Below are 18,129 nucleotides of genomic sequence, written 5' to 3'. Positions count from 1 at the left end.
CTGCCATGCGATCTTCGTACGACCTGCTTTTCCAGAAAGCCCAATCTTCGGGGTGCAATGGTGTTTCCGTATTTTGGATGTCAGGTTGGAGGTCAACGAACGGCATGGTTGTATTATAACAACTTTTCGTGAACATTTGCTCACCCATACCTTTCAGAGGACACCTGACAGTTAACGTGCAATAAATGCACCAACAGAAGTTTTTTCATTGACCAGATTTTTCAAATCTTTGAAGGGGATCACCACTTCCTGTGGACCAGCCGCATAGGGAGCCACCTGATAAGGATCAAAACTGATACGCAATCCATCTTCCGTTAAATTCCAGTTGGTGAAATTTTCCTTTGAAGGCGTCAGTCCTTCTTCAAACAGAGGAAAATCTGGTTTAGACAGGTCAGCCTTACAGGCTTTGGCCAGGTAATTTAATCCGGCAGATACATCTTTAAAGAGATCATTGAAGGGAATCTCTTTACCGGCAGCCCTGTCATAATTCAGAACCTTGAAATAATGATTGGGATGAGCAGCCCCGGCCATGTAATAATCTACATAGAACCGCATGCTGACGAAGTTTTCCGTCAGGAGAGGTACATCATAGCCAATCCACATGAAACTGGTCTGCTTGGCCATCTCTGGTGGAATTTCCCAATCCTTAAATTGTTTCTTAAAGCCTTCCAGTTCACCGGTCACCATTTTCTTTGCCAGATCATTCAATTTCTGGCTGTCTGGTGCTTCAAGAACAGGTAACTGGGCATGGATTTCATACAATGGGTCTGCGCTGTTTTCTGACACCAGGGTTGATACAACAGTTAGATCATTTTCTTTTACGCTGTTATCGGGCTCAAAGAAAACAAGCTGGTTATCCTTTACCGCAGCCAATGTGCGTGAATTGACCAGTGCTACAGCACTAACATCGAGATTATTACATCCCGTTGAAAGGAAGGGAAAATTCGTTTCATAAAACGAAATAGAGGTATTCGGTGCCGGATACCCATTAAGAAAATCGTCCAATTGGATGTTTTTCACTGAGAATGATGGTGTTGTGCAGGCTTGATTGTCCACTCGAATAAGCGTATTGGCTATTTCCAGACGGGTTGACGGATTCTCATTTGCAGGTAAACCAGTTTTCAGAGATACGGTGTTATAAGCAATCCATTTTCCGGCAAATCCTTTAATTAATTCGTCAATTTTCTCCTTATCCGGTGTGGGAGCCATAGTTGATACAGGTTCGCTGGTAACTGTAGAGATACTCTGCGGTTTTTCTGTTGCTGTGATCTCAGCGGTCGGTTTTTCCATTGGCGCTTTCCCGATACAGCCAGAAAGAGCACCAACTGTCAGGGTAAAAAGAACGATGGTTAATCGCCAGGTTTTCATTTCAATCTCCACTAAATAGAAGAATTCTTAATCAGTTTACCGGTTTAAGTTCTACAACACTTCCAAATCCATTAACTGTTAGATCCCACAATGACCCGGGTTCAGCCTGTTGGTAAAGTTGGAAATCAGACGTCTCGTAAGTATAATCTTTCCCATCTGCCGTAAAGTACAGAGTATACGTTTCAGAACGCGATCCTTCGCGATGTTTACTATCCAAACCAGGGTTCGGCCAGTAAACATTTGACCCGGTACCTTTCGCCACCGCATCCTGACCTCTGTGCCATTCTTCCACAGTGTAAGAACAATAATCATCGTGGATTTCATACTTGCAATCCTGCACAACCTCTGCCACCCCGTTGCCTTTATCCACTTTGTATGGTTCACCGCAAACTTCCACTGAATTGCCTGAAGGTGAATCAGAAACGTCACGAACACGATCGGTACAGGTACCCAGAATAGCCGAAGATGGAACACTATCCCGCCAGTCTTCCTTTTCCACCGGGCCATACTCTTCCATAGCTATAACCCGTTCCCAGGCCGTGCCAGACAGGTTTCCCACGAGAGCGGTCTTTTTGGCACCCAGGCTGATCAATGTAATGATCCCGATGATGGCGATCAGGGCAACTATACCCAGGGCGATCAGGCAGCCCAGCGACAGGCCTTTTTTGGGAGTTACCTGAGGTTTGACGGTGGCATTCAGTGGTGAACCGCATTTGGAGCAGATTTGTGCATTAGCCGGGTTTTCACTGGCGCAGCTCGGACATTTGATTTTCGTCTCAGTACCTGATTGGAATCCTCCCATTACCTGACCGGATTCGCGTTTCGTTCCTTCCTTGAGATCACCGCCGCACTGTGAACAGATGGTTGCATCGGCTGGATTACGCGCTCCACAAAAACCGCAATGAATATCAGCGCCTTTTTCAGCCTGTTTGATCTTTTCTGCATCTGTGATGATCTGTTCATCGGCTTTGGATTGAAAGGCTACATCTGCCGGTTGTGGTGCACCGCAACTCTGGCAGGTCTTTTTCAAGCCGGGGTTACGAGTTTTACAATTGGGGCAGGTCCATTCCAATTCAACATAGCCGAGGTTTTTTTGCGCCATTAATTCTCCTCCACATTACCGCCAGTGTACTCAATTATTATACGAAGGATATTTCAAGAAAGTGCAGATTTTCCTGAAAAGACACCTGATTTTCTATTACCTTTTCCCAGAAATCAGTTATAGCAAGGGGAAATAAGATTCAGTGTCAGGGTATGTGATCTATCATTTTCTTGTTTGGATAAATAACCGGATCAAAAGCATCACAATTCCCATCCAGACCAGTATGACCAATCCGCCAAACCACCAGCCGGAGATCCCCGTCGATTCTGGTTGAGATGCCACTTTTACCCGCGCTTCAGCAAACACCTCCTTTGGAACCAGACGAATCGCCAGAGCAATTCCCAGAGGGATGATGATCAAGTCATCCAGATACCCCAGCACCGGGATGAAATCAGGGATCAGGTCTATGGGACTGAGCGAATGGGCAATCACCAAAAATATAATGGCGCGGGCATACCAGGGTGTTCGGACGTCACGATAGACAACAGTCAATACAGAGATTTCTGTTTTCAACCGGTTGGCTGTCTGTTTCAGGTGGTCAAGAACCGGCATTTGTCTTCTCCAAAATGTCCAATTGATTTCCATCAGAACGTATCTCCATCCAACCTCCATCAGGAATTGTTATTCCGGATGTCTGAAAAACACTTGATAGTAGGATTGTCCCTGGAACTTCCTCTGGTATTTTTTCCATGTGATCCATTAGGAAGATATCAATCGGGCCAGCCGGAGGTTTCCCTATAATGTGATCAAGGGATGGATTACCGTACTGGATATCGATTCGCTCTTTTCCCCAGGCTAATTCCATTCGGCTGCCTTTGTCATCAGACTGGAGTATTTGAAGTAAAGCGCCTCTACCCAGGTCAAATTGATTTCCTGCATCAAGCATCCGGGTGATCAGACCAGAATCGGCGAGTTCAGTAACGATCTTCGACTGCACCCGTCCCCCACCCGCCTCTGGATTCGTAAATATCCATCCCGGTTTGTAATGATCCACACTCTCTCCCAGACTGACTGTTGTTGTAGAAGTGGGATTGGGAAGAATCACGGCATCAATTTTCTTATGGAAGAATGGCAACCGCCGGTCCAGGAAGGCGATCAGGTCTTTATCACCCGGACGGTTTGTTACCAGAAGCTTTTGACCGCCCGGAGATTGGATAAAAACCGACAGGTCGCTTGCCTGCCGAAACACCCATATATGCAACCGGCCATCCGGCGACAGGTAAAGGGTGTCTAAATTGATAACCAAAAACGCAAATAAAACAATGCATAATCCCCAGTAAGCATATCTTTTGAATAACTCCATCCATCCCCTTTTTACAAATACGGCAGTCAGGATCAGAAAGCTCAACAGAGCAGCCTGCCAAAGCTCCAGATGAATATTGACGGTACCCGAATGACTCAACGTGGAGAATAGTTCAATCATTTTTGTCGTGAATGCCAGGGGAATCCAGGCTGCCAGTCCAACCAGTGTTCCCAACGGGAGGAATACGATACCGGACAGAACAGCCAGTCCGCCCAGCACCATGGCAGCCGGTTGCACCGGTAAAACAATCGGATTGACCAGCAGTCCAATTATCGGATATTTGTGAAAATGAAATAACAAAAAGGGAAGGGTAGCCAATTGAGCAGAAAGGGTAATGATCACCGATTCAGACAATCCGCGGATCAGGGTATTCGCTTCTTCAGAATGAATCAGACCAGAAGCTCTTTCGACAAATCGATCGTTTAGTGGGGAACCGATTAGAAGAATACCGGCAGTGGCCGCCACAGAGAGCTGAAATCCAATATCCCGCAGGATGAGTGGGTTAACCAATACCATCACTCCGCCTGCAATTCCCAGACTGTTGACCGCCGTCCGCGTCCGCCCGATTGACCGGCCGATAATCGCCAGAATACCCATCAAAGCCGCTCGAATCACGGAGGGACTGGCACCTGCCATAACAGAATATAAACCAAGCAGAAGAATCGCCGTGATGACTGACCATGTTTTCGAAAACAGCCGGCTGGTGAGGGCAAGGATTAGAGCACTTAAAATTGTGATATTGAATCCAGAGATAGCAACAAGGTGTGATGTTCCAGTATTTTGGAAAGCATCTTTCAAGCCATCCGGAATGAGCTCATCACGACCGACCAGCATGCCACTGAGAAAGGCAGCCTCAGGCTGTGGAATAATTTTTCCCGTTGTGACGGCGATCCTATCCCTTGCATTGAAAATTACCGCCATGAGCGGATGACCGCTATTAATTCCGATAGTTTTCACCTGCGGATATGAAAGATAGGAAAACACACCCCTGTTTTCAAGATATTGCCGGTAGGAGAAATCATTATTCTCGGGAGGTGTCTCCAATTTTCCCTGAATTTCAAGCTGATCACCATACTTATATACACATCCCGCCGGCAACAAGATCACAGCATCACCCCTCACTGGCGTAAAACTGATCCCATCTGTTGATATTTCTTTTGCGGTGACAGTCAAAAGGGTGCTTTTGTCGTGTGATTCAGACGGCTGTGATGCCATGGCCCGTATCAAAACACCGTCTGTGCCATTATAGAAAGCCAGATCACCCGGAGTAAACCCGGGGCTTCCCATTTCTCCGCGAACCATTCCGCCCAGCAAAACAGCCCACAACAGGCAAACCGGAATTGGTATATTCTTCCGCCATTGGGCATATACAGCAAAACGGTTCAACAGGCGGCTTTCCAAAAAAGCCGCAAGGAAAAAAACAATACCAATTGCGGCAACAACCGGCCAAAAAATCGGCAGAAATAAAGATGCAACCACACCGGTTACGAATGCAATGGAGATCCAAAGAAGCGGCACGGCAGAAAAATCCCCGGGTTATTCCGGCTTTTTTGTGAAGGGAACGATCATCGGAGTCCGCAACCGGTATAAACGGTATGCATCACCAAATTCAGTCACCAGCTTCTTTTCCTCCACCTGCCCTCCGATGATGAAATACAGTGTAAAGGCGATTTTCAACGCCAGCGAATTCCAGGACATTTGCGGAGACGCCCAGAGGAACAGGATGGCCCCCGAATAGATGGGATGACGCACAAAACGATACAGACCATCAGTCTGTAATTTGCTTTCAGAAGATTGGTCAGCTTTCTCGACCAATTGACTCAAACCGGCCAGACGTCCCAACCCTGTCTGTACAGAAGCATAAATACTGATGCCGGCTCCGATCAATTGCAGAAGTACACCAACACTGCTCCAGGGTGATGGCAGGTTAAAAATCGGCCGATCTGGGAGTACAACCGCCAGAGCCAACACTGGCAACAGGCTGATGAAAGAAAAGACGTTATAGGCCAGCCTGTACCATCTGAATCGTGATGGGCCGATCCAGTCTAAAGCCCATTGCTTGACCTTGATACTGGCCAGCCATGAATGCACCAGACCATATATCCCGACGGCAAATATGATAAAAAGGAAACTCGATATCAACGTATAACCTTCCGATAGAATTATTCTACCCCAGGCAGGCTTCCGGGAAAAAGCGGGGGTTTTCAGAAAAAAACACAGGATGGATTGAAAATTTACAATCCATCCTGTTTTCTTTAATTAACCAAGAAAGATCGGCTTCTATTTGACAGAAAATTCCTGAGTACGGTCGAGCTTATCATTCAAATAGAGCTCCACTTTGTACTTTCCCACTGGCCAGAGGCCGTTATTTGTGGCTGTAAAGGTGATCGGACTTTTCCCGGTGACCATTTCTTTCTCAACAAACTGTTCGGCCTTGCCGGAATCATCCACTGTATACCAGACAGCCTTAACCTTTGTATCATCCGGTGCATTCGCCAGATCAACCATAAAGACAAATGGTTGATCCTGGCCATATTCAATGGTTTTAGTGGCACCAGTATCATCTGTTGCCAGGTAGGCATCTTTTATTGAGGCAGTGCTGGCGCTGAATTCACATGCCAGGGAAGATAAAACCAACATAGCTAAAGCAGCAGCTATCATCCATATCCGGGATTTCATATTTCCTCCGATCATAGAAATTGATGGGAATTTATATATAGACTATGTAGATATACTATATCTAATATAAACGGGAAGTCAATAACCAATGTTTGTGTTTTTAATTCCACATGATTACAAGTAGATTTTTGGTCAGAAAAAAATCAGAATTACCATAAACAAATCCAGGGCAGTCTTTCGGCTGCCCTGGTTCTTTTCTCTATACCACCGGTTCTTCCAATTTCTTCTCTGGTTCTTTTGGTTTCTTCTTCAACTCTCTCCGCAAGATCACATCGCCATCCGCATTGAGATCAACCACCACCTTGTCACCATTGCTGAATTCATTACCCAGCAAAGCATCGCTCAATGGGTCTTCCACCTTTTGCTGGATCACCCGGCGAAGTGGACGGGCGCCCATATCGGGATCGTAACCTTCTTCAGAGAGTTTGTCTAAAGCAGCATCCGATGCTTTCAATGTGATTTCATTTTCCACCAAACGTTCTGCCACTTTTTCAATTTCGAGACTGACAATCTGGCGGATATGTTCGCGGGCCAGCGCCCGGAATACGATCACATTATCCAACCGGTTGATGAATTCCGGTCTGAACACACGTTTCAAAGAATCCATCAGTTTCTTGCGCATTTCTTCGTAGGCTTCCTGTTCCTTCTGCGCTTCATCCAGAGCAAGCGTAAATCCCAGGGAGCTTTGCCGTTTGATCATATCTGCACCGATGTTGGACGTCATCACAATGATGGCATTGCGGAAATCCACCTTGTGCCCCTTGGCATCGGAAAGATGGCCTTCTTCCATGATTTGCAGAAGCATATTATGCGCTTCGGGATGGGCTTTTTCGATCTCGTCAAAAACAACAATGGAATACGGCCTCCGGCGGATGGCTTCGGTCAATTGTCCGGCTTCTTCGTAGCCCACATAACCCGGAGGAGCCCCCACCAGCCGGCTCACGGTATGGCGCTCCATGAATTCAGACATATCGAGCTGGATCAGGTTTTCTTCGCTGCCAAACAGGAATTTAGCAAGCGTCTTGGTCAATTCGGTTTTTCCCACACCGGTAGGTCCCAGGAACATAAAAGAACCTATCGGCCGGCGGGGGTCTTTCAAGCCGGAACGTGCCCGGCGTACAGACTTGGAGATGGCTTCAATAGCTTCATCCTGCCCGATAATGTGTTTCTTTAATTCATCTTCCATTTGCAACAATCGGACAGACTCTTCCTGTGCCATTTGCATAAGTGGAACCCCGGTCCACATGGAGACCACTTCGGCAATATCATTAGCATTGACCACCGGACTGGTGGATCTGTCCCAGCTGGTACGCAGTTTTTCAAGCTGGTTTTCCAGTGAATTCTGCCGCTCGATGATCTCTTGAGCGTCATCAAAACGGCCTTCTTCCACCGCGTTTGAATGGTCAATGCGCAATTCTTTCAATTGCACCATAAGCTCTTTAACGGTTTTGGAAGCTTCACTCTTGTACATACGAACCCGCGAACCTGATTCATCGATCAGGTCTATGGCTTTGTCAGGAAGGAAGCGGTCATTCACATACCGGGCGGAAAGCCGTGCGGCTGCTTCAATAGCCTCGTCAGAAATAGTCAATCGGTGGTGTTCTTCATAGGCTTTACGAATGCCTTTGAGAATCTGGATGGTTTCATCTACACTGGGCTCATTGACCACAATAGGCTGGAAGCGGCGCTCAAGAGCAGCATCGCTTTCAATATGTTTGCGGTATTCCTCCAACGTAGTGGCGCCGATCACCTGAAGTTCACCGCGCGAAAGTGCGGGTTTTAAGATATTGGCGGCATCTACCGATGAACCGGCTGCTCCGGCACCCACCAGCATGTGAACTTCATCAATGAACAGGATGGCACCGGAGGCTTTCAACTCATCGATGACCCGTTTAAGTCGTTCTTCAAACTGGCCGCGGTACATTGTCCCGGCCACCAGAGAACCGACATCCAATTGCAATACGCGTTTGTCCAACAATTGAGCAGGAACATCACCTTCGATGATTCGCTGTGCCAGCCCCTCCACAATTGCCGTCTTGCCCACACCAGGTTCGCCGATGAGAGCGGGATTGTTCTTGTTGCGGCGGGCCAAAATTTGAATGACCCGTTCAATTTCCATTTGACGGCCGATTACCGGGTCTAGTTTGCCTTCTTCCGCTTTTGTGGTTAGATCAACAGCCAGTTGATCAACCAGTGGAGTTTTCGCCCGGTTGGCCTGTTCTTTCTGTGAGGCAGACTTGCTCTGGCTGGCAGATGCAGGTGCTCCGGCCGGAGCTGTACCGCCTTCCTGCAGCACGCGCCGGGTTTGCCGGCGAATCTGTTCAGGAGTCACCCCGAGCTTGCGCAATACATCAACAGCAGCACCCTCTTGCAGGCGGACCAGGCCAAGCAGAAGATGTTCTGTACCAATATAATGATGGCCCATCCGGCGGGCTTCGTCGATGGCAAATTCCAACACATCCTGCGTTCCGGGAGCCAGGTCAATTTTTCCGCCCCGGTAATTCCCCATCCCGCTGGTTTTTTCAACCATTTCCTGAATACGTTCAGGCTCCAAACCCAGATCGCGAAGAACACGGCCGGCAACACCGCCGTCTTCTTCCACCAGGCCAAGCAGCAAATGTTCAGTACCGATACTGTTTTGCTGCAAACGTTCAGCCGCCTGATGCGCCAGGCTTAAAACCCGCCTCGCTCGTTGGGTGAATCGCTCCATTCCAGACAAGGTAACTCCTCCAGTTTAAAAGGAAGCCTTCGGTTTTATTCCTCAGGCTGCGATGATATATCTATGTGTATTAATCAGACCTCTATTCAAATTCATTCTACCAAAGAAAAAAGTTTTGTCGAGTCATGCCCTTTTTGTGTATAAAGCTGCGGTTATTCAGCAGTATATCCGGTGAATGTATAATTCTCGTTGGAATTTTTACCGGAAGGATAAATAATGAATGTACTGATTGCTGTAGATATGGAAGGGATCAGCGGGATTACCGGATGGAACCAGGTACTCCCCGAAAAAGATGAATATGCTCGCGGACGCCGGTGGATGACTGCCGATGTCAATGCGGCCGTAGCTGGAGCCCTGCAGGCTGGGGCAGAAAGAATCACAGTAACTGACGGTCACTGGGATGGTTCCAACATCTTAATCGAAGAACTGGCTCCCGAAGCCAGTCTGGTCAATGGATCGCCTTCTCCACTTTCAATGGTTCAGGGTGTCCAGAACGGCGTTGATGCAGCCGTTTTCATCGGTTATCACGCCCGAGCCGGCACACAAAATGCCATCCTCGATCATACCTGGTCAAGCCTGCGGATTCACAATTTCTGGCTGAATGGCAGCCTGGCTGGTGAAATTGCCATGAATGCCGCGGTTTGCGGATCTTTTAATGTTCCGGTGGTTGCCATTAGCGGCGATCAAAATGCCTGCGCAGAAGCAGCCGCCCTTATCCCTCAAATTCGTACGGCACAGGTTAAAACGGCCAATGGCCGCATGAATGCAGAATGTCTTTCACTGGAAAGAGCCCATGATTTAATCACCTCAACTGTCAGAGAAGCGGTTAAAAACTTCCGGCAGGTCAAACCATACGTCCTTACCGGTCCCATCTCGTTTGCAATCGAGTTTTACCGATCGGATATGGCCGATTATGCCTCTCTTCTCCCTGGTTCAAAAAGGACTTCCGGCCGTATTGTAGAATATAACGCCCCCGACATTTTGGAAGCCGCACAGGCTTTTCGGGCAATGGTTGGAATGGTTAAGGTATAGATTCAAGACTGTATGATAACCCCCGGCTTTTTCAACCGGGGGATTCTTTCTCAATGGGTGAGTTTCATCGATCGGATCAATTCCGACAATTTTTGCCAGGTTAATTCTTCAAAAACAGGGGGCGATGCCTGGATCATTTTCTGCAATTCCGGCTGGCTGGCTCCCGAACCGATTACACCTCCTCCTCTGAAACTGATATTTTGCCAGTTGTTCTGACTGCTGAGCATACTATACGAACCAGAACCATTTATATCTGCCTTTACATTGGTTCCGGTGGGGTTTCCGTCACAATTCCAATCCACCTTGCGGGCATCTACTGTACCATACAGGTATCCGCTACATATATATACAGCACCGTATCCTGTTATGTTGTCTGCTCCTGAAAGCCCGGCGGTTTCATTGAGGGTATTCTCATTAAGGCTGACAATATTGAGCCTTTGATAATCAAAATTCAAAGGATAACCTTCATCCCCCCAATGACCGCCTTTAAGAAGTCCCCAGGTCTGGTAGTAATAATTCATGACGCTTAAATAGTTGGGTTTGTAATTTTCATTATCGACTCCACCGTGGGTCAGATTCAAGTTATGGCCTAGTTCATGAATGAAGGTCCCCACCTTCTCAAACGGTGTTCCACCCAGGCCTTCATTCCATAATCCCAGAGACACAATAAAGTCAGAGGCATCAATGCCGCGGGAGATCCCGCTGGAATCTGTACCGTTATATCCATTGGCCCAGATCATATAATGATGAGTGGCTGTGCGTTTTGGATCGAAGTAGAACGCTTTCAGTGCAGAGAACTCATCCCAAACCGGGTTAAGATCTGCATCATAGGGAATTTCCTGATCTTTTTGCAAATGGATATGAATCCCATAGGTTCCATCGGGGTTAGGCAGAGGAGCGTTGTTAAACACAGCAGCGATATTGTTGAGCATGGCAGCATCTGGTCCGAGATCACCCACACCCGGCTTAACCATATAATCCATTTCAACAAATATGTCTTTGTGCCGGTAACTGGCCCCCAGCGCTGGAAGGTTTACATCTATGACTCCATCATTATCGGCATCATACCCTGAAATCTCCCAGACATCCGGCAGACTATCGCCATCGGTATCCGTGTTCAGTATGCGAACCAATCGGGCAGTCGACCAGCTCCCCCAATTGCCCGCCACATCCCTGGCGCGAACATGCCAGTAGAGATCGGTCATTATCGGTAAACTGACGGGTTTATACGATGTTGCTGCCAGTGGTGTGCCGGGAAAAGTATCTCCCGGTGTTGTAAATATTGGACTGTAAAAATCACTGTTATCATCAAACTGGAACTGGTAGGCATTGGCGCCAGTTACAGCTGACCAACTGAAAGTGGGCAGGTAATTCAGATTAGGCGGATTGTTGGCGGGCAATGATAAAACTGGTGAACCTGGTGGAACAGTATCAAGTGTAAAGCTGTAAATGGCAGACCAGGCTCCAGCACCGCCGGTGGCATTCCAGGCTCTTACCCTCCAGTAATACAATCCATCAGCCGGTAAGGCAATGGAAGGTGTATAAGTCAATGCACCGGCAGTGTCTGACACGTCAATTTCAGGGCTGGAGAATGTGGATTGGTTGTCAACCTGAATGTGATAATTCACACCACCGGGAACCGCGTTCCATGTAAATGCTGGCGTCGTGTCGTTGGTCAGGGAAGATTTTGAGGGTGATATAACCGTAGGCGTTCCAGGTAGTGATTCCTGTACATTGATAGTGCATGATGTTGACCATGCTCCCCAGTTCCCCGCCGTGTCACGAGCTCGAACATGCCAGTAATACACCGTTCCGTTTACCAGTCCGGCAGGTTTATATGAAGTTGTAGTAATCGGTACACCCGGAATGGTATCACCCGGTGTGGTGAAAAATGGGCTGGAGAAGTTATTATTTTTATCCAACTGGAACTGGTAGGCGGCAGCACCTGTGACAGCCGTCCAGTAGAACATCGGGATTCCTACGGGGGTCAATCCATCTGCAGGTGAAGACAGTATAGGCGCTGGTGGAGGCACGGTATCCAGCGTGAAATAAGAAACAGCAGACCAGGCTCCTGGTTCATTGCTGGCATTTTTTGCCCGTACGCGCCAGTAATACAGGCCATCAGAGGCAAGTGGAACAGCCAGCGTATGGGTAAGAGAACCATTTGTATCTCCGATATCCTCTTCAGGAGAAGCAAAGGTCGACTGGTTATCCAACTGGAAATGGTAGGTAACTCCGCCAGCGGCAGCATTCCAGGCGAAGGTTGGGGTTGTATTGTTGGTGACAGCCTTAATCGGCAATGAGGTCAACACGGGAGCCGCCGGTATAGGAGGCAAAATGGTAATTACCCGGGAGGAAGACCAGTTTCCCCAATTACCCGCAACATCACGCGCCCGAACCTGCCAGAAATATGGCGTAAGTATGGCCAGGCCAGTTGGTTTATAGGAAGTCACTGCAAGAGGAGTACCGGGAATTTCACTTCCATCCGGAGTGGTGACAATGGAGGAAGAAAAATCACTACTATCATCAATTCGCAACTGATACGCAACAGCTCCAGATGAAGATGACCATGAAAACACCGGTATGGACCGAATGCCGGAAGCATTATCCACCGGCAGCGATAGGATTGGAGGCAATGGTGGTGTGGTATCCAGGGTGAAATACCGCAACGCAGACCAGGTTCCCGGTTCGTTGTTGGCATTAACTGCCCGCACACGCCAGTAATACAAACCATCTGAAGGCAATGCGGAATTCAATGTGTAGACCAGTGAACCACCAGTATCAGAAACATCAACATCAGGAGAAGCAAACGTGGAAACCGTATCCAATTGGAATTGGTACGTTTGCCCATCTGTTACCGGATTCCAGGTGAATGTGGGCGTTGTATCATTGGTGACCGATTTTGCCGCCGGGCTTGTCAGAACAGGCGAAACAGGAATCGTTGGCAGAATGGTGATCGTTCGCGCAATTGACCAGTCTCCCCAGTTGCCTGCGGCGTCCCGTGCTCGTACCTGCCAGAAGTAGGGTTTGAGAAGTGCCAGACCGGCGGGTTTATACGAGACCGAAGACAACGGCGTTCCAGGAATCTCACCACCATCTGGCGTGATAACCAGCGGTGTTGAAAAATTGTTGCTATCATCCAATCGGAATTGGTAAGCTGTAGCGCCAGGTGAAGCGTTCCAAGAAAATATGGGGATAGCCCGAATATTGGAGGCATTATCTGCAGGCAGGTATAACAATGGAGGAACCGGAGGGATAGTATCCAACGTGAAGTACCTCACTATCGACCAGGCGCCAAATTCTGCATTGGCATTTTTCGCCCTCACCCGCCAGTAATACAGACCATCTGCTGTAAAAGGAGAAGCCGGTTTGTAGGTTAACTCGCCACCAGTATCAGGAATATCAATTTCGGGGGATGCGAATGTGGAAAGGTTATCCACCTGAATTTGATAGGTAATTCCATCCGTAACGGGATCCCAGGTAAAAATGGGGGACGTATCTCTGGTTAGAGCTTTGACAGAAGGAGAAGTCAACACCGGAGCGGCCGGAATAACCGGTAAAAAGGTAACGGTTCTGGAAACTGACCACTCTCCCCAGTTGCCGGCAACATCCCGTGCCCTCACTTGCCAGAAGTAGGGTGTGAGTAAAACCAGACCAACCGGTTTATAAGAAGATACCGCCAACGGTGTACCGGTGATGGATATTCCATCGGGTGTGATGGCTTCCGGTGAGGAGAAATCATTATTATCATCCAACCTGAACTGATAGGCATTTGCACCGGTAGAAACCAACCATGAAAAAGTGGGAATGCCGCGGATATTGGGGGCGTTGTCCACCGGTAAAGAGAGCACAGGTGCACCTGGACCAAGTGTATCCAGAGTGAAATATACTGCAGCAGACCAGGCACCCGGTTCGGCATTGGCATTGATGCCGCAGACCCGCCAGTAATATATCCCATCACCTGGCAGCGATACGTCAGGGGTATATGTCAGGGCTCCCTGAGTATCCGTCATGTCAATTTCAGGTGATGTAAAGGTTGATTGGTTATCCACCTGCAACCGGTAGGTAACCCCATCTACCACTGAATTCCAGGCAAATGTAGGTGTGGTGTCATTGGTGATCAACCGGGAAGCCGGAGCCGTTATCACCGGTGCAACCGGAATGGTAGGGAGAATCCGAATAGTTCTCTTCGTAGACCAATCACCCCAATTGCCGGCTGCGTCACGCGCACGAACCTGCCAGTAATAGGTTGTTAGTTGAACCAGGCCAGTGGGTTTGTACGATGTGGTTGTAATAGGGGTACCCTGATTTGTTCCCCCATCGGGTGTAATCACCAGAGGAGAATCAAACTCCGGGCTATCATCGAGACGGAACTGATAGGCTGTTGCACCTGTGGAAGACAACCAGGTAAATATGGGGATAGCCCGAATACCGGAAGCATTGTCTGCCGGAAGGGAAAGCATCGGAGCGGCAGGTCCAACCGTATCCAGGGTGAATGTCCGAGCAGGCGACCAGGCACCGGTTTCATCCGTGGCATTGGTGGTGGCCACATGCCAGTACCAGATTCCATCATGCAATGTCACAGGAGGAGAAACCGTATAAGAGAGTATCCCAATTCCAGGATTGACTGTCTGTGTATCTGGATCAGAGACAGAAAATGAAGATGTGTCTGCGAATTGAATGGTATACGACTTGGCTCCGGCAACATTGACCCAGCTGAATGTCTGAGCGGGATTATTGAATAGAGCACCTGTAGCAGGAGAGAGAGACGACGGGGCGCCCAGAATGGGCGGGTATATATTGATTTTTCTTAATCCACTCCATTCACTCCAGTTTCCGGCCAGGTCACGAGCTCTGGCATGCCAGTAATACCCACCTATAGTCATGGCCGGAGGGATATGTGATGCATTTGATAAAGTTAGAGATAAATAAATTGGAACGTATTTATCAATAGTCCCGTCAATTGAAGTTCCGTATTCAAACTGAAACACCATGGCAGATGTTGGAATAGACCAGGTAAACGTGGGAGTGGTTCTCAAAGTGGCATCTGCGGCTGGAGATGATGGAACCGGTGCCGCGGGTGGTACAGTATCCAGAATGAAGGATCGAGTTGAGCTCCAATCGCCTGCACCTTCCGTCTCATTGATAGCGCGAACTCGCCAGTACCAGGTACCATCAACCAGCGGCGTTTCAACCTTATGGGTAAGCACACCTGAATCTTTTATCCGATCTTCCAGAATTGTGCCGGAAAAATTGGATGTGGCAGAGATTTGCACCTGATATCTGTAGCCGCCGGCCACATTGTTCCAGGTCAGGGTTGGCAGAGTATTGGTGACAAAACCTGCCGCCGGGCTGGCCAATGCCGGGGCTGCCGGCAGGGATTCCTGAACAATTAACGAACGCGAAGTGCTCCATTCTGTTCCCCAGTTGCCAGCCGTATCCCGTGACCGTACATGCCAGTAAAAACGGATACCACTGTTCATTGATTCTGGTTTGTATGTAGTTGTTGAAACGGGTGTTTCCCCCGGAACAGTTCCATCCGGTGAGGTAAAAACCGGGCTGTTGAAATCACTATCATTATCAAACTGAAACTGATAGGCATTAGCACCAGAGACCGATTGCCAGCTGAATGTGGGAATCCCCAGCGGAGTGGCATTATCCAATGGAGAAGATAGGGCGGGAGCAGCCGGCGGGATTGTATCAAGTGTGAATGAACGTACTGTTGACCACAGTCCATACTCGCCGCCTGCGGTGATCCCCGCCACCCTCCAATAATAAATACCGTCTGTCGTCAGTGGTGATAATAAGGAGTATGAGGTTTGTGATGTTATCTCGTTTACGGTCATCAAGGAGCCGTTGGTAAAAGTGCTATCCTGTGAAACCTGAAGGTGATATGACTGCGCACTAATTGTGGAGTTCCAGGTGAACACTGGCAGTGGATTATTGGTGATCTCTCCGATCAGAGGTGATATCAGAACAGGTGAAGGAGGTGCCGTCGAAAGGATCCTGACGATACTCACGGATTGCAGCGGCATGCCGGAATAACTGCCGCCCCAGGTCATTTCATGTGTCAGATAGTCCCAGGTGTCATGGATATACACTTTCTGTGAAGCATCATCATAACCTACTCCAACAATGGAGTGGCCGTATAGATTCAACAGGACGGGATTGCCAGAATCAATTTCTGCCTTAAATTGGGAAAAAGAAAAACCGCCTGATATTGTATTATCAGTCTTCTGGTTGTAACAATCTGTCACCGTGTATCCCCGGGCTTCATAAAACTGACGCCTTCCCAGCGTCCCATCGGGCAAGGAATAGCTTTGCATCGTATCGCATGAAAGAGGCTGAGCGCTCGATATCCAGTTATAAAATGTTGTTGAACCATCCACATTGTCGTATCCCGATTGGCTGGTGCGCATATAATCGCCAATGGCTGAATCGTATGTGTGCTGCGTCCACCCATTGGTGAGATATGGATCAGGAGCCGTACTGTTGTATTGCACCCAGTAATCATCAATGGAACCTCGAGAAGTCCTTCCGTCAACGCCTTTTTTCGATCCCGCCAGTGGCAGGCTGGGGTATGTCCGTGAACCATCTGACCAGGTAGGCCAGATACTATTGTTCATGGGCATGACGCCTCCGTTTGCGGGGCCGGTATAGATATTGGAGAAACCGGAGATGTCATAATAGGCAGCTATCATCGAAGCTGATACCGCAGAACAACCATAAACCCAGTTGTAGGCGGGAACAGAAAGTACGTTTGAGCCTAACGCGCGAAATTCACCAGAAAAGTCCACCGGTTTCCTTTCACCCTCAAATCCGGCAGGCGGGTCAGGTGGTCCAATGATACTCAACTTCTCCACCATGGAACCATCTGGCAGCATTTCCTGACCAAGAACGGCAAAAACAGCTTCTTCAGGGGTTGATGTATTGGTGGGAGTGGGTGTAGGTGTGGGTGATAAACTGACATCCATTAACGGAACTTCAAGGGTGGGTGTTTGTGTGGATGTCTCTGCAGGAGGGCTTTCTGTTGGCAGCTCAGTTGGAATCTGGGTGAATGTTGGTTGTTCAGTCAGGATGGATGTTGGCGATTCTGTTGCCGTTGGCTCAATAATTTCGGCAGGTGTCTCAGTCGGTAATTCCTGTGGCTGGTCAACCGGATTTGTCGTTTCCATCTCCATTAGAATGGGTGTAGATGTCGGTGTGACCATGGGTTCTGTTGTTGGCTCATCATTTTGAGAAAAATCTTGCGCATACACATTTTCAACAACAGCAAAACTAAACCCGGTGAACAGATTGAACAATAATCCAATTACCACAGGAATGCGAATGATTGATCTACATGAAGCCATCTCGTATCTCCTGTAACAACGCAAAAAACATCACCCCTTAATCCATGTGATGAATTCTCTGTCGGGATTTTCTCTCCGGGAGATGATGAATAATCACCATCTCTCCCTTTCCACAGGGATATTGTGTTCATAACCCTGTCTTCAGAGTACTCTCTCCGCTGCGATGTTCAGTTTTTCGATGGTGCTGGCTAATCTACTAATAAATATGGTTCACATCAGTGAAATTCGACCGATTGACCAGGTTTTTCTACGAAAAGATTGTATCGATAGTACTAAATACTATAATAACCAGATTTGATAGCAAATATCATTAAAACTGCAGAAAATCACGTTACAAATTTGAAAACAAAAGGTTTCATTTATCACCAAGGTAATTAATCAAGAAAGGCATGGATTTCTCCATGCCTTTCTCTCATTTCAATCCTTTTTATAAAGGTCATTTCAGCGACCTTCATAAAAATCTTCAATTATTTGTTCGTGGGATTTACCCTTTTCAGAGTTTTCATCTCATCCCAGGTGAGTTCCTTAATTAATGGAGGATTGGCCTGAATTAATTCCTGAAGTTCACTCAGCG

The 18,129-nt window shown here is 48.0% G+C and carries 9 protein-coding genes; 1 reads left to right on the top strand and 8 read right to left on the bottom strand.

Going from position 1 to position 18,129, the window contains the following annotated elements; genetic code table 11:
- Window positions 1–171: 171 nt before the first annotated feature.
- The 7 genes from LTAR_RS07245 to LTAR_RS07215 form a co-directional block, all read right to left on the bottom strand.
- Complete coding sequence (locus tag LTAR_RS07245; RefSeq protein WP_062421535.1) at window positions 172–1,368, bottom strand: DUF3298 and DUF4163 domain-containing protein; 1,197 nt, start codon at window positions 1,366–1,368, stop codon at window positions 172–174.
- A 31-nt stretch (window positions 1,369–1,399) separates the two neighbouring features.
- Complete coding sequence (locus LTAR_RS07240; RefSeq protein WP_062421534.1) at window positions 1,400–2,470, bottom strand: zinc ribbon domain-containing protein; 1,071 nt, start codon at window positions 2,468–2,470, stop codon at window positions 1,400–1,402.
- Between the two features lie 162 nt (window positions 2,471–2,632).
- Window positions 2,633–3,022, bottom strand: coding sequence for a YkvA family protein (locus LTAR_RS07235; RefSeq protein ID WP_062421533.1), 390 nt, complete (start codon window positions 3,020–3,022; stop codon window positions 2,633–2,635).
- On the bottom strand, window positions 3,009–5,291 hold the full coding sequence (locus tag LTAR_RS07230) for a ComEC/Rec2 family competence protein (RefSeq protein ID WP_062421532.1): 2,283 nt from the start codon (window positions 5,289–5,291) through the stop codon (window positions 3,009–3,011). The genes LTAR_RS07235 and LTAR_RS07230 overlap by 14 nt, the downstream gene beginning before the upstream one ends.
- Window positions 5,292–5,309: 18 nt before the next feature.
- Window positions 5,310–5,915, bottom strand: a complete 606-nt coding sequence (locus tag LTAR_RS07225; RefSeq protein WP_062421531.1) for a methyltransferase family protein — start codon at window positions 5,913–5,915, stop codon at window positions 5,310–5,312.
- 138 nt (window positions 5,916–6,053) lie between these two features.
- Window positions 6,054–6,452 carry a hypothetical protein gene (locus LTAR_RS07220; protein WP_062421530.1) on the bottom strand — a complete coding sequence of 133 codons (399 nt, stop codon included), beginning with the start codon at window positions 6,450–6,452 and terminating at the stop codon, window positions 6,054–6,056.
- Between the two features lie 199 nt (window positions 6,453–6,651).
- On the bottom strand, window positions 6,652–9,162 hold the full coding sequence (locus tag LTAR_RS07215; RefSeq protein WP_062421529.1) for an ATP-dependent Clp protease ATP-binding subunit: 2,511 nt from the start codon (window positions 9,160–9,162) through the stop codon (window positions 6,652–6,654).
- A gap of 225 nt (window positions 9,163–9,387) precedes the next feature.
- Here LTAR_RS07215 and LTAR_RS07210 point away from each other — a divergent pair, with 225 nt between their 5' ends.
- Window positions 9,388–10,203 (top strand): M55 family metallopeptidase, encoded by an 816-nt coding sequence (locus LTAR_RS07210; RefSeq protein WP_062421528.1) that lies wholly within the window; start codon window positions 9,388–9,390, stop codon window positions 10,201–10,203.
- A 50-nt stretch (window positions 10,204–10,253) separates the two neighbouring features.
- On the opposite strand, the gene LTAR_RS07205 is transcribed toward LTAR_RS07210, so the two are convergent.
- The gene (locus LTAR_RS07205) at window positions 10,254–17,555 is read right to left on the bottom strand and encodes a C39 family peptidase (protein WP_062421527.1); all 7,302 of its coding nucleotides are present in this window, start codon (window positions 17,553–17,555) and stop codon (window positions 10,254–10,256) included.
- Between the last annotated feature and the right edge of the window lie 574 nt (window positions 17,556–18,129).

The sequence above is a fragment of the Leptolinea tardivitalis genome (assembly GCF_001050275.1).
Classification (GTDB): Bacteria; Chloroflexota; Anaerolineae; order Anaerolineales; family Anaerolineaceae; genus Leptolinea; species Leptolinea tardivitalis.
The sequence above is the reverse complement of the archived record's forward strand: the minus strand, read 5'-3'. Positions and strand labels throughout refer to the sequence as shown.

What these genes read in the sequence shown, in the direction of transcription:
- LTAR_RS07245 (WP_062421535.1), bottom strand. Translation starts at nt 1,368, where the DNA reads ATGAAAACCTGGCGATTAACCATCGTTCTTTTTACCCTGACAGTTGGT.
- LTAR_RS07240 (WP_062421534.1), bottom strand. Translation starts at nt 2,470, where the DNA reads ATGGCGCAAAAAAACCTCGGCTATGTTGAATTGGAATGGACCTGCCCC.
- LTAR_RS07235 (WP_062421533.1), bottom strand. Translation starts at nt 3,022, where the DNA reads ATGCCGGTTCTTGACCACCTGAAACAGACAGCCAACCGGTTGAAAACA.
- LTAR_RS07220 (WP_062421530.1), bottom strand. Translation starts at nt 6,452, where the DNA reads ATGAAATCCCGGATATGGATGATAGCTGCTGCTTTAGCTATGTTGGTT.
- LTAR_RS07215 (WP_062421529.1), bottom strand. Translation starts at nt 9,162, where the DNA reads ATGGAGCGATTCACCCAACGAGCGAGGCGGGTTTTAAGCCTGGCGCAT.
- LTAR_RS07210 (WP_062421528.1), top strand. Translation starts at nt 9,388, where the DNA reads ATGAATGTACTGATTGCTGTAGATATGGAAGGGATCAGCGGGATTACC.
- LTAR_RS07205 (WP_062421527.1), bottom strand. Translation starts at nt 17,555, where the DNA reads ATGGCTTCATGTAGATCAATCATTCGCATTCCTGTGGTAATTGGATTA.